Source organism: Rhodocytophaga aerolata (assembly GCF_030503435.1).
GTDB lineage: Bacteria > Bacteroidota > Bacteroidia > Cytophagales > 172606-1 > Rhodocytophaga > Rhodocytophaga aerolata.
In genome coordinates this window covers 327,183-339,473 of sequence record NZ_JAUKPO010000007.1, presented here as the reverse complement: position 1 = coordinate 339,473, position 12,291 = coordinate 327,183, and the positions used below count along the sequence as shown (strand labels likewise).

The following is a 12,291-nucleotide window of genomic DNA, read 5'->3' as shown; positions in this document are numbered from 1 at the left end:
CTTCTCAGCACTACTTGCTAAGATGGTGGTTTTTACAAACCTAAAACTATTTTACCCGTAAACTAATCTATTCGTATAAACTCTACCTTCCCTGTTTTCCCGCTTTTTTGCTCTCTTTCTCAAAAGGATTGCAAATCTAGGGGCTTTCTTTTAAGTTTCCAAATAAGTAAAGAAAAATATTTTCTGCCTTTTTTCACCCTCCCTCGCTGCTCCTCTTTCTCTCCAAACGGGCTGCAAACATACCACGCTTTTTGTTTCCCCCCAAATCTAAAGACCTATTTTTTTTACTCTTTTTTTCTTGTCTTAGCCTTCTTATTCTTGCCCTGTACTATTAGCTCCCGCTCGCTTCCCAATCGGGTTGCAATCCTACCCGACTCCTCTTACCTTTCCAAATACTTTAGCAATTATTTTTTTCTACTAATAGTAAGCATGCTTATAAGTTGATTGAGGATGGATATTTATGAGAAAATTTAGCTGTATATATTAGATATACGTTTGTAAAAATATTTACTCTAGTATATTTATGATTCTTTATATTATATACTCGTTTAATAATCAATTTTAAAAATAAGTAGAACCACAACTAACAACGATTTACACATATGTTTGACATGATGGGAATGCTTGGTAAAGTAAAGGAATTACAAGCCAAGATGAAAGAAGCTCAAGATAACTTAGTACATGTACAAGCTAGCGCAGAAGCTGGCGCAGGTATGGTAAAAGCAACTGTTAATGGCAAAAAACAATTGGTATCTCTGGAAATTGATCCGGATGTGATTAAGCCAGACGATAAAGAAATGATGCAGGATTTGATAGTGGCAGCTGTTAACAAAGCTTTGGCCGAAGTAGATGTTAAAGCAAAAGAAGAGTTAAAAAAGACCACACAAGGAATTATGCCAAATATACCAGGGCTTGACCTTGGCAGCATGTTTTAATTTTAATATATGTACAGTGTTGCGGTTGTTATATTGAATTATAACGGTAAACATTTTTTGGAGAAATTTCTGCCTTCCGTTATTACATATAGTATAGGTAGCCAGATAATAGTAGCAGACAATAAATCAACCGACGGCTCAATAGAATATTTGCAACAGAATTTTCCTACTATAGAAATTATTCGACTCATCCGTAATGAGGGGTACAGCCAGGGGTATAATTTAGCACTTCAGCAAATAAAGGCAACTTATTACATATTGTTGAATTCTGATGTTGAGGTGACACCTAACTGGTTGAACCCTCTGATTGCTTTAATGGAAAGTGATAGCCAAATAGCTGCCTGTCAACCTAAGATAAAATCATATTCCGACAAACGAGCATTTGAATATGCCGGAGCAGCTGGTGGTTATATAGATAAGTATGGGTATCCTTTTTGCCGGGGTAGGCTGTTTTCACATGTTGAAATAGATAATGGCCAGTATAATGATACAAGGGAAGTATTTTGGGCAACAGGGGCCTGTATGGTGGTAAGAGCTGAACTATTTTGGTTACTAGGTGGGCTCGATCCACATTTTTTTGCGCATATGGAAGAAATAGATCTTTGCTGGCGAATAAAGAATGCTGGATATAAAATCATATATTGCGCAGAAAGCACGGTTTTTCATGTAGGCGGAGGTACACTACCAGTATCTAATCCTCGGAAAACATTCCTGAATTTTAGAAATGGTATTGTATTATTATACAAAAACTTGCCGGAAGATCAACTGTGGCGGATTATTTTTATACGGTTAGTATTAGATGGCGTAGCTGCTATCCAGTTTTTGCTGACATTTTCCTTTGCTAACTTCGCAGCAGTTTTTAAAGCTCATATGAGTTTCTATAAAAATATTTCTGTCTGGAAACAACAAAGAAAGAAAAGTATACGTTTGGCAAAAGGGTTTGCCCATGAGGAAATATATAAAAAAAGTATTGTCTACAGTTTTTTTATAGAGAAAAAACGGACTTTTAAGCAATTAAAATTTTAGAATTCCCAGATAGAAGGGTGGCTGTTACGACGGAAATGTTTCCGCATATTCATAATAAAAGCCAGAGAAAGATATACTATAATAGGAGAACCAAACGTTAGAAACGAACTGTAGATAAAAAACAAGCGTATGCTGCAAATTGAAATACCTAGTTTTTCTCCTAAACGTGTACAAACACCAAAAGCTTGTTTTTCGAAAAAATATTGAATTTTTTGCATAGATAAAACAAAAGTTGCAAAAAAACGTTGGTTGAATTTAGTTCCTTTATACGCAAATTACAAAAAAAGTGTCACCAAAATTGTAATAAATTTAATATCTCTATAATTTCGCAACCAAATATCAAATCGCAACTAAACAAATTGAGACCATGATTCGAACTAGAAGTTTACTGTCTACGATTGCTATCGTTAGTGCAATGGGCTACTCCAGCTGTACATTGCCTAAGATGGTAAAAATGTCTAAAGACCAGGAGATGAAAGTAACACCCAATCCTCTTGAAGTGCATGCAGACGAAGTAAAATTTGATGTTGCTGGAACACTTCCAGTGAAAATGTTAAAGAAAAAAACAACCTATACGGCGGATGTAGATTATAAGTATGGCGACAAAAAAACAGATGTAGGTAATCTTGAGTATGCCGCAGCTGATTTTCCAAATGCTAAAAAAGAACAACCCAAACTCGAGAAAAACTTCTCTTTTCCTTATCAGGAAGGTATGGAAAGAGGTGAGTTAGTAGTTCAAGGTACAGCAGCAAAAGGCAAAAAATCTAAAACCACTCCAGAGATGCCTATTGCTAAAGGTATTATTACTACCTCTAAGCTGGTAAAAGAAGCAGATCTGGTAGCTTATGCAGAGAGCGGATACAATCCTAATCCTGAGTTTGAGCCGGTAGATGTTGCCTTTTTCTTCCCTCAAGGTAGCGCTCAGTTGCGTACCAGTGAAACAAGAAGTACCAGAGGTAAATTTCTAGATGCATTCATTCAAGAGAAGAACGTAACTAAAACAGTTACTATTACCGGTACTCACTCACCAGAAGGTGCTGAAAGAGTAAACTCCCGGTTGTCTGAAAACAGAGCTGAAGCCATTGAAAAATACTACCGTGGCAAAATGAGATCTTACAACTACAAACAAAAAGCAGATTCTGTAGAGTTTGTTCTGAAGCCTATCATCCAGGACTGGCAGCAACTGAAAGATACTTTAGCAGCTACTGATATCTTGAATGAAGAACAAGAACAACAAATTCTGACTGTTATTGATGGTAGTGGAGATTTTGAAACAAAAGAAGATGAACTGCACAAACTTCCGTACTACAGAACTTTATTAAATCAGGTATATCCAAAATTGAGAACAGCTCAAACTGAGATGTTAACTCTAATGGAGAAGAAGCCAGATAATGAAATAGCTGTAATAGCTAAGCAAATGGCTGAAGGCAGAGCTGACACCAGTGCTTTGAATGCAAAAGAACTAGCCTATGCTGCTACATTAACTCCTGATTTGAATGAGAAGAAAGGTATTTATGAAGCATATGTAAAGAAAACTGACAACTGGCAATCTCATAATGACTTAGGTGCTATTCACTTAGAGTTAGCAAAAAAAGAGACAGATCAGTCACGTAAAACTCAACTTGCTGATATGGCTATTACTCACCTGGAAATGGCTAGAAACAAGCAAGAATCTGCTGAAGTATACAACAACTTAGCAGTAGCTTATAGCATGAAAGGTATGAGAAAAGAAGCTATGGAAGCTATCAACAAAGCAACTCAGCAAACAGGTAACGAAGAAGTAACAAAAGCTATTAATGCTGCTAAAGGTGTAATGCAAATTAGATCTGCTAACTACAGTGAAGCAGTAAATACACTGTCTCAGGCTGGCGACGATGTAAATGTACTATACAACAAAGGCCTTGCTCAAGTATTGGCTAAGCAGTATGATGCGGCTCTTGGTACCCTAAATGAAGCTGCTGCTAAAGAAGGTGCAGATGCTATGACTCACTATGTTACAGCTATTGCTGCGGCCAGAGCTAAAAATGAAAGCGCCATGCTAGATGCTTTGAAGAAAGCTGTTAGTGGAAGCAGTGATTTAAGAACAAAAGCTATGCAAGACTTAGAGTTCGATGCATATGCTAATTCTGAAAGCTTCAAAAATGCTCTTAGATAGTTCTTATAAGTAATAAGGTATACAAAACCTGCCTCCATAGAGGCAGGTTTTTTTACGTCTTTTGCGATAACATACACCCATAAAATTTGTGTAGGGAAGCCAAACAATATACTTTACAATAAACAAAATATCTTCTACCTTTGCAGCCGTTGAAATGCCGGGCAAGTCTAAGGTATGCAGGCTGCAAACATATTATTACGCTTATAATTAAAGATTATTTCACATGAGAGAGATACAATTTAGAGAGGCCTTACGGGAAGCAATGTCAGAAGAGATGCGCAGAGATGAACGCATTTTTTTGATGGGTGAAGAAGTAGCTGAATACAATGGTGCCTATAAAGTAAGTCAGGGTATGCTGGACGAATTCGGACCTCAGCGGGTAATAGATACGCCTATTGCTGAACTTGGCTTTGCCGGTATTGGAGTAGGAGCAGCCATGAACGGACTTCGTCCCATTATAGAATTTATGACGTTTAACTTTTCATTGGTAGCTATTGACCAAATTATTAATGGGGCTGCAAAAATTATGTCTATGTCGGGTGGCCAGTATTCTGCGCCGGTGGTATTCCGTGGCCCTACAGGTAATGCTGGTATGCTCAGCTCTCAGCACTCTCAAAATTTTGAAAATTGGTATGCTAATACCGCCGGCCTTAAGGTTGTCGTAGCTTCTAATCCATACAATGCCAAAGGATTACTTAAATCTGCTATCCGCGACGACGATCCGGTTATTTTTATGGAATCAGAATTAATGTATGGTGACAAAGGCGAAGTACCTGAAGAAGAGTACCTGATTCCTATTGGTAAAGCAGAGGTAGTAAAGCAAGGCACCGATGTAACACTCGTATCATTCGGAAAAATGATGAAAGTAGCTTTACAAGCTGCTGCGGAAGCTGAAAAAAATGGAATTGCTGCGGAAGTAATTGATCTAATGTCTGTACGCCCAATTGATTACGCTACGGTTGTGAACTCTGTTAAGAAAACCAACCGCCTGGTTATTGTAGAAGAAGCATGGCCTCTGGCAGCTATTTCTACGGAAGTAACTTTTCATGTACAGCGGCATGCCTTTGATTATCTAGATGCGCCTATTCACCGGGTAAACAGTATGGATGTGCCTTTGCCCTATGCACCCACATTAATTGAAGCTGTATTGCCTAATGTTAAGAGAACACTGCAAGCAATACAAGCAGTAACCTACAAGTAATGAATAGTAAATATTGACGAATGGATAATGAGTTAGTATTCTATACAGATATATAAACAAAAGAGGCTGTTAATTTTAACAGCCTCTTTTGTTTATGAAAAATATATTTAGTGGTTCACCTTACTTTCCCATGTTCTTCATTTTGCGGAGGGCATCTTTGCCGCTTCCCATCTGACTCATAGAACGCATCATTTTGCGCATATCGCCAAATTGTTTCATGAGGTTATTTACCTGCTGAATAGAGGTACCGCTACCGGCTGCAATTCTTCTGCGGCGGCTACCATCTATCATGTCGGGGTTCGCCCGTTCTTTCTTTGTCATTGACCGGATAATAGCTTCTATAGGCTTAAATGCATCATCATCTATTTCTACATCTTTCATCATCTTGCTTACCCCAGGAATCATACTTACCAGATCTTTAATGTTACCCATTTTCTTGATCTGCTCCAGCTGTGATATAAAGTCATCGAAATTGAACTGATTTTTGCGGATTTGCTGATTGATACGGCGGGCCTCATCTTCATCAAAGGCTTGCTGTGCTTTCTCTACCAAGGAAATCACGTCACCCATACCCAGAATACGGCTTGCCATACGATCGGGATAGAAAAGATCAATAGCTTCCATCTTTTCTCCGGTACTTATAAATTTAATGGGTTTCTCCACTACTGAGCGGATAGAAAGAGCCGCTCCTCCACGGCTATCCCCATCTAGTTTGGTAAGTACAACGCCATCAAAATTCAACCGTTCATTGAAAGTTTTGGCAGTATTTACCGCATCCTGACCGGTCATAGAGTCAACGACAAATAATGTCTCGGTGGGGGCAATAGCCTTTTTCACTTCAGCAATCTCACGCATCATTTGCTCATCTATCGCCAGACGGCCTGCTGTATCAACGATGACAATTTTCTTGTTGGTATTCTTGGCATGTTGAATGGCATTTTTAGCAATTTGAACAGCATTTTTATTTTCTGGCTCTGCATATACTTCTACACCCACTTGCTCGCCCAACACCTTTAATTGATCAATAGCCGCAGGGCGATAAATATCGCAGGCAACCAGCAATACATTACGGCCGGTTTTTTTCAAATAATTAGCCAGCTTTCCACTAAAAGTAGTTTTACCGGAACCTTGTAAACCAGCAATTAATATAATGGCCGGATCGCCTTTAATATTAATATCTTGCTTTGTTTCGCCCATCAGCTTGGTCAGCTCCTCATGTACAATCTTCACAAGCAATTGTCCTGGCTGCACAGATATTAATACTTCTTTTCCTAAGGCTTCATCCCGGATTTTGTCAGTTACCGTTTTAGCCACTTTATAGTTAACGTCGGCATCTACTAAAGCTTTCCGAATTTCTTTTACTGTAGCGGCGACGTTGATATCTGATATTCTCCCCTGCCCTTTTAAGGTCTTAAATGCCTTGTCTAATTTAGAACTTAAATTTTCAAACATATTTTTGAATTTGCTGATGTTTACGGTTGGTTGCTAGTAGAATAAGCCACATTACTTACTCTATGCATGTATTTTTAAGATAGTTACAAAAATACTAAAAAAAGCAGTCTAACCTGCAGTTTTGGGTTTAGCTTGCTTACAATCAACTAAAATATTTCTACTCCGCCCTTCCCTTTAGTTGTAAGCACCGTAATGGTATTGGCAAAATGATCACGTACCCGATTAGCTGGAAAGGAAACCATGGTTCTTTTGAACAAATAAAGCAAATCAGCTTTTATACGTTTAATAGTGCTACCTCTAGGTCCTGCAAACATATACTGATAGGTCTTTTGTGAATAGATAGCTACCTTTTGTTTTAGAATTTCATACCCTTCAGATCTAAGCAAAAAGCGGAGTGAAGAAGGCGTATACATGTTAATATGACCATAGGCTAAGAAATGGTTCACCTTTTTGTCAACATTGAAGCGGTAATCTTTGGGAACTTCTATTATCTGGTAATTGGCTACTCTTAGTAATTCCCTCAACAACGTACGTTCAAACTCTACGTGCTCTAACACATGCGACAATATTACTAAATCGAATGTCTGATCGGCAAAAGGCAGGGTATATCCATCAAATAATACAGCTTGTTTAAGTTGCGGCAATTGCCTTTGGTGAATCTGCTGCAAGGCACTGGATGATATTTCTACGGCATATAATTCGTTAGCAAACGAATGTTTGCTGAGGACTTGCAAAATACTGCCATCGCCGGCTCCTACTTCCAACACTTTGTTTAGCTTCAGGCCTCGTGTTAATTCAATAATATTTAATGCTTTTTGCTGGGCACCAATCTCCCGCCACGCTGATTGATAACTTTCATATTGTTTCTCGTAGGCTTGCTGAACCTGTGCGGATATACTCATGGCAAAATATTGTTATACATAAAATGACTGCACTCTATAACGTACAAGCTCCCCTACAAAATTCAGTCATTTTACAGAATATGTCTCACACTTAGTTTACATTCAATATCTGAAACAATTCGTCCAGCTTAGGAGTCAGAATGATTTCTGTACGGCGGTTGCGCTGGCGGGCTTCAGCTGTTTTTGCTGCTTCAACCGGCGAAAATTCTCCTTTACCTGCAGCTATCAACCTGGCAGGAGGCACTCCTTTACTTACCAGTGTATTTACAATGGAAGTAGCCCGCAGTACACTCAAATCCCAGTTATCATCTATGCAAGCGTTGTCTTTGGACACCGGTACATCGTCTGTATGGCCTTCTACCATTACATTTATATCCTGCTGATCTTTTAATGCGCCTGCCAAACGGGTAAGTGCTTCTACGCCTTTGGGATCAATGGCATAACTTCCGGATTTAAACAGTAGCTTTTCGGCAAGGGATACATATACCTTTCCATTACGCACATCTACGGTGAGTCCGCTATCTTTGAAACCAAGCAAGGCTTTGTTTACTTTGTCTCTTAAATCATTCACTGCCTGGTCTTTTTCTTTTAGTATTTGCTCCAGTTCGCCCAGGCGTTGTTCCCGGGCACTTAGGTCGGCACTCAACTTATCTACCTGTGCTTTATTGGCTAACAGGTTTTGCTCCATGGCCAGCAGTTCCCTTTCCTTTTCTGATAGGTTTTTAGATAAGGTGCCTGCTTCCGCCGCGCTATTGGCCAGCAGACCGTTATATGACTTATTCAGGCGGTCGTACTTATCAAACAGGTCATCTAAAAGCACTTTATTCTTACTATATAAATCCTGTGTACGAACGCTGTCTTCACGCAATCTGGCTGTTAATGAATTCAGGCTCTGTATCTGAGCTTCTGCGCGTTTCTTGTCCTCATCCAGTAGAGCTATTTTCTCTTCACATTCTGCTTTGCTTATCTCTGCCTGCCGGGCACGTGCCGCCATATCGTCGTATCGTTTGGCTGTAACACAACTGCTTAAACTACTCACACTAATAAACAACATGCTGGTATAAAGTAAATACGTTTTCATAAGTATATTTTTTGTTATTGAAAGTTCGTACTAAATGTATTAATCATTTTCAGGGCACACGTAAAATTCAGGCACTTACAGGCTATTATCCGGTAAAGTAGTAAATTTTCGTATATGTTTACAAGTATATTTTACCCACATATATCTTTCAAGCAATGATTGTCCATCAATAGCCTATACTTCAACAAAGCCTTTTACCTGTGCAATTGCTATACTTTTATAAAGCCTATTCCTGATCGGCTACTGTTTAACTTTACGGCTTTTGTAAGTCTTAAGTTTAATTACTCTTTCAACAACTGCTTAGCCACAAAAGGGATGTTAGGTATTTTATGTTATCTTTCTTGTACGCAATTAAACAAACCAATATGGCACACACAAAATCTATGTTACGCGACAATGCTCTTCAAGGCCAGACAATACTAATCACCGGCGGAGGTACAGGTTTGGGAAAATCCATGGGTAAATATTTTCTGGAATTAGGAGCCAACCTGGTAATTGCCAGCCGTAAGCTGGATGTATTAGAGCAAACGGCTACTGAACTTATGCAACAAACTGGTGGAAAGGTATTGCCAGTAGCTTGCGACGTACGAAATTACGCAGATACCGAACAAGTAATAACTAAAGCCAAGGAAGTTTTTGGGAGGGTAGATGCACTAGTAAACAATGCAGCGGGCAACTTTATAAGCCCTACCGAACGTTTATCAGCCAAAGCTTTTGATACTATTGTAGATATTGTGCTAAAAGGAACCTACAATTTTACACTTGCTCTTGGTAAGGAGTGGATTGCCAGCAAACAACCAGGTACCATTCTCAATATCGTTACTACCTACGCTTGGACTGGTTCGGGCTTTGTCGTTCCTTCGGCTTGTGCTAAAGCTGGTGTACTAGCTCTTACCCGTTCGCTGGCTGTAGAATGGGCAAAATACGGAATACGGAGTAATGCCATAGCTCCCGGACCTTTTCCAACGGAGGGTGCCTGGAAAAGACTATTTCCGGCTGATGCCTTACCTGGCGATTTAGCAAAAAAACTGGACCCTGCAGAAAGAGTACCTTTAAAACGTGTAGGAGAGCACCAGGAGCTAGCTAATCTGGCGGCTTATCTGGTTTCTGAGTTTTCTGCTTTTGTAAATGGCGAGGTAATTACAATAGATGGAGGCGAGTGGTTGTACGGTGCCGGAGAGTTCTCTATGCTGGATGCCATTCCCGGACAACTTTGGGATGAAATAGAAAAAGCAACCCGGGGAAAAAAATCTTCTCAATAGTATACATAACGGCTATAGACAACTGAGACGTTGCCGGGCAACGTCTCAGTGCATTTGTTGAGGAACTGGCTTTGTGGGGCCATCTCCAAAGTTCTTAGGCGGGCGGTCGATCAGCAGATCATCTAACCCATTTCCACTAGGTGGATCATAAATTGGCAGATTTATATCTACAGGAGTACCTCCGTCGTCGTCGTTATGGGGCGGAAAATAGCTTTTGCGCAACGCTTTAATCAGTATCCAGGTAACCGTGGCAAAGCTTAGTATCCAAAGAATCAGGTATTTGATAGTCATGGCATTAGTAAATTGAATTTCTATATCATACTACTTAACGGGTTTATATATACTACGCAAATTCAACTAAAATGTATAGGAATTAGTTATGCTATTTTTAATTTTTTATTGGGACGGGTATCTAAAATAAGAAAAAAAGCAAAACTTTCAATTGTTGCCTCATGAAAAATTTATCAGCACAAATATTGAGTAAACTTAGGTGTGCTAGCTTATGTGCCATCAGCTGAGTAAGTCTATAGAAATGCTTTAATAAGGGGGTGTAAGCATTTGGCCAGAAGGCTTAAGCAGAGGTATACGAAACATCTTTTTTACCAGCATACATAGCAGCCAGTTTTTCCGCACACCGCTCGCCATCCATAGCTGCTGAAACAATGCCTCCAGCATAGCCTGCTCCTTCTGCACAAGGGAAAAGGCGTTTTACCTGTACATGTTCCAAGGTTTCTTTATCTCTGGGAATACGCACCGGAGAAGATGTACGGCTCTCTACACCAATAATCTGTGCCTGGTCAGTTAAATAGCCTCTCATTTTCTGGCCAAAGATTTTAAAGCCTTCTTTTAATCGGTAGGCAATATTCTCAGGAAGTACTTCGTTCATTTGCACAGACTGCAAACCTGGTTGATAAGAGGTAGGTAATAATTCTTTGGATAGTTTCCCTTGCACAAAATCTGACATAACTTGCGCAGGCGCAACCTGCGTACCCCCAGCCAAGTGACAAGCCCGCTGCTCTAGCTCTTTCTGCATTTGTAAGCCCGCCAGCGGACCAAATTTTTGATAAGGAAGCATATCGTCTTCGTCGATAGCCACGACCATACCCGAATTGGCATATTTAGAATCGCGGCGGGAAGGAGACATGCCATTTACCACTACTTCGCCGGGAGCCGTAGCCGCAGGCACTATGTATCCTCCAGGGCACATACAAAAAGAGAATACCCCTTTTTCTACACCCTTGTGTTTTACCTGAGCCACTAAAGCGTAGGAAGAAGCCGGCAAATATTCGCCCCGGTTTTCACAATGATACTGGATACGATCTATAAGTGGTTGGGGATGCTCGATGCGTACGCCCATAGCAAAAGGCTTGGCTTCTATATAGATACCTCGGTGGTGCAGCAATTCAAAAATATCTCTGGCTGAATGCCCAGTGGCCAGTATCACACCAAGACCTTCAATTTTATCGCCTTTTTCAGTGATTACTCCTTTTATTTCCTGGTTGCTCAGCACAACATCTGTCACTTTTGTATCGAAATGAAATTCCCCGCCAGCGTTTAGGATACTTTCTCGCAGTTCCGTTACTATACCTGGCAGCTTATTCGTCCCAATATGAGGGTGGGCATCTACCAAGATATCTGCTGTGGCTCCATGGGCCACCAGAATCTCCAAAATACGTCGAACATCGCCTCTTTTCTTAGAACGAGTATATAGTTTACCATCCGAATAGGTTCCTGCGCCCCCCTCGCCAAAACAATAGTTGGAATCCGGATTTACCGTATGGTGCTTGGTAATAGCTGCTAAATCTCTTCTTCTAGACCGTACATCTTTGCCACGTTCCAGCACAATTGGCTTAATTTCTAGTTCAATCAGGCGCAAGGCAGCAAACATTCCGGCAGGGCCGCCACCTACCACTATAGCCTGTGGAGCATTGTGTACATTTGGAAAATCTTTTCTATAGCTGAGTAAAAGAGGAGCTTGTTCACCTACATATACCTCTGCCTGCACATTTACCTTTATTTGCCTTGAACGGGCATCAATGGAACGTTTTAACTTCCGAATGGTGACCTGGTCGGTAGATGTAATTCTGAGGAGTTGCGTGATATGCTTTGTAAAGGCATCTTCATTGAAAGCTACTTCCGGAGAGAGTGCTAAATCAAGCATTTTTTTCATAAATACTTTGTAAGGGAGTTATCCTTAAATGGTACAAAACAACTTATAGAAAAAGTATACAACTATTGCCGTTATCTCAAAAAAGCTTTAGCAACATTATAGTATAT

The 12,291-nt window shown here is 40.0% G+C and carries 11 protein-coding genes; 5 read left to right on the top strand and 6 right to left on the bottom strand.

Features of this window, described 5'->3' with window-relative positions; translation table 11 throughout:
- Positions 1–602: 602 nt before the first annotated feature.
- A complete protein-coding gene (locus Q0590_RS15230; RefSeq protein ID WP_302038423.1) occupies positions 603–935 on the top strand; it encodes a YbaB/EbfC family nucleoid-associated protein in 333 nt (110 codons plus the stop codon).
- Positions 936–944: 9 nt separating this feature from the next.
- On the top strand, positions 945–1,961 hold the full coding sequence (locus Q0590_RS15225; protein ID WP_302038422.1) for a glycosyltransferase family 2 protein: 1,017 nt from the start codon (positions 945–947) through the stop codon (positions 1,959–1,961).
- On the opposite strand, the gene Q0590_RS15220 is transcribed toward Q0590_RS15225, so the two are convergent.
- Entirely contained in the window at positions 1,958–2,179 is a 222-nt protein-coding gene (locus tag Q0590_RS15220; RefSeq protein ID WP_302038421.1) for a PspC domain-containing protein, read from the bottom strand. The two genes, Q0590_RS15225 and Q0590_RS15220, sit on opposite strands and share 4 nt — an antisense overlap.
- A 149-nt stretch (positions 2,180–2,328) precedes the next feature.
- Between Q0590_RS15220 and Q0590_RS15215 the strand changes: the two genes are divergently transcribed.
- Both Q0590_RS15215 and Q0590_RS15210 read left to right on the top strand, forming a co-directional pair.
- Positions 2,329–4,116 (top strand): OmpA family protein, encoded by a 1,788-nt coding sequence (locus tag Q0590_RS15215; protein ID WP_302038420.1) that lies wholly within the window; start codon positions 2,329–2,331, stop codon positions 4,114–4,116.
- A 223-nt stretch (positions 4,117–4,339) separates the two neighbouring features.
- Complete coding sequence (locus tag Q0590_RS15210) at positions 4,340–5,317, top strand: pyruvate dehydrogenase complex E1 component subunit beta (RefSeq protein ID WP_302038419.1); 978 nt, start codon at positions 4,340–4,342, stop codon at positions 5,315–5,317.
- 120 nt (positions 5,318–5,437) lie between these two features.
- Here Q0590_RS15210 and ffh read toward each other — a convergent pair whose 3' ends face one another.
- The 3 genes from ffh to Q0590_RS15195 all read right to left on the bottom strand — a co-directional run bounded on the left by ffh (position 5,438) and on the right by Q0590_RS15195 (position 8,752).
- Positions 5,438–6,769, bottom strand: coding sequence for a signal recognition particle protein (ffh, locus tag Q0590_RS15205; protein ID WP_302038418.1), 1,332 nt, complete (start codon positions 6,767–6,769; stop codon positions 5,438–5,440).
- A 146-nt stretch (positions 6,770–6,915) separates the two neighbouring features.
- Positions 6,916–7,671, bottom strand: coding sequence for a class I SAM-dependent methyltransferase (locus Q0590_RS15200; RefSeq protein WP_302038417.1), 756 nt, complete (start codon positions 7,669–7,671; stop codon positions 6,916–6,918).
- Positions 7,672–7,762: 91 nt separating this feature from the next.
- Entirely contained in the window at positions 7,763–8,752 is a 990-nt protein-coding gene (locus tag Q0590_RS15195) for an OmpA/MotB family protein (RefSeq protein WP_302038416.1), read from the bottom strand.
- Between the two features lie 365 nt (positions 8,753–9,117).
- Between Q0590_RS15195 and Q0590_RS15190 the strand changes: the two genes are divergently transcribed.
- The gene (locus tag Q0590_RS15190; protein WP_302038415.1) at positions 9,118–10,014 is read left to right on the top strand and encodes an SDR family oxidoreductase; all 897 of its coding nucleotides are present in this window, start codon (positions 9,118–9,120) and stop codon (positions 10,012–10,014) included.
- A gap of 45 nt (positions 10,015–10,059) precedes the next feature.
- Here the strand turns inward: Q0590_RS15190 and Q0590_RS15185 are convergent, their stop codons facing one another.
- Together Q0590_RS15185 and Q0590_RS15180 are read right to left on the bottom strand one after the other, a co-directional pair.
- Positions 10,060–10,305 (bottom strand): hypothetical protein, encoded by a 246-nt coding sequence (locus Q0590_RS15185; RefSeq protein WP_302038414.1) that lies wholly within the window; start codon positions 10,303–10,305, stop codon positions 10,060–10,062.
- Between the two features lie 280 nt (positions 10,306–10,585).
- Positions 10,586–12,184: an NAD(P)/FAD-dependent oxidoreductase gene (locus tag Q0590_RS15180; protein ID WP_302038413.1), complete on the bottom strand. Its 1,599-nt coding sequence runs from the start codon at positions 12,182–12,184 to the stop codon at positions 10,586–10,588.
- Positions 12,185–12,291: the final 107 nt, after the last annotated feature.

What these genes read in the sequence shown, in the direction of transcription:
- Q0590_RS15230 (WP_302038423.1), top strand. Translation starts at nt 603, where the DNA reads ATGTTTGACATGATGGGAATGCTTGGTAAAGTAAAGGAATTACAAGCC.
- Q0590_RS15225 (WP_302038422.1), top strand. Translation starts at nt 945, where the DNA reads ATGTACAGTGTTGCGGTTGTTATATTGAATTATAACGGTAAACATTTT.
- Q0590_RS15220 (WP_302038421.1), bottom strand. Translation starts at nt 2,179, where the DNA reads ATGCAAAAAATTCAATATTTTTTCGAAAAACAAGCTTTTGGTGTTTGT.
- Q0590_RS15215 (WP_302038420.1), top strand. Translation starts at nt 2,329, where the DNA reads ATGATTCGAACTAGAAGTTTACTGTCTACGATTGCTATCGTTAGTGCA.
- Q0590_RS15210 (WP_302038419.1), top strand. Translation starts at nt 4,340, where the DNA reads ATGAGAGAGATACAATTTAGAGAGGCCTTACGGGAAGCAATGTCAGAA.
- ffh (WP_302038418.1), bottom strand. Translation starts at nt 6,769, where the DNA reads ATGTTTGAAAATTTAAGTTCTAAATTAGACAAGGCATTTAAGACCTTA.
- Q0590_RS15200 (WP_302038417.1), bottom strand. Translation starts at nt 7,671, where the DNA reads ATGAGTATATCCGCACAGGTTCAGCAAGCCTACGAGAAACAATATGAA.
- Q0590_RS15195 (WP_302038416.1), bottom strand. Translation starts at nt 8,752, where the DNA reads ATGAAAACGTATTTACTTTATACCAGCATGTTGTTTATTAGTGTGAGT.
- Q0590_RS15190 (WP_302038415.1), top strand. Translation starts at nt 9,118, where the DNA reads ATGGCACACACAAAATCTATGTTACGCGACAATGCTCTTCAAGGCCAG.
- Q0590_RS15185 (WP_302038414.1), bottom strand. Translation starts at nt 10,305, where the DNA reads ATGACTATCAAATACCTGATTCTTTGGATACTAAGCTTTGCCACGGTT.
- Q0590_RS15180 (WP_302038413.1), bottom strand. Translation starts at nt 12,184, where the DNA reads ATGAAAAAAATGCTTGATTTAGCACTCTCTCCGGAAGTAGCTTTCAAT.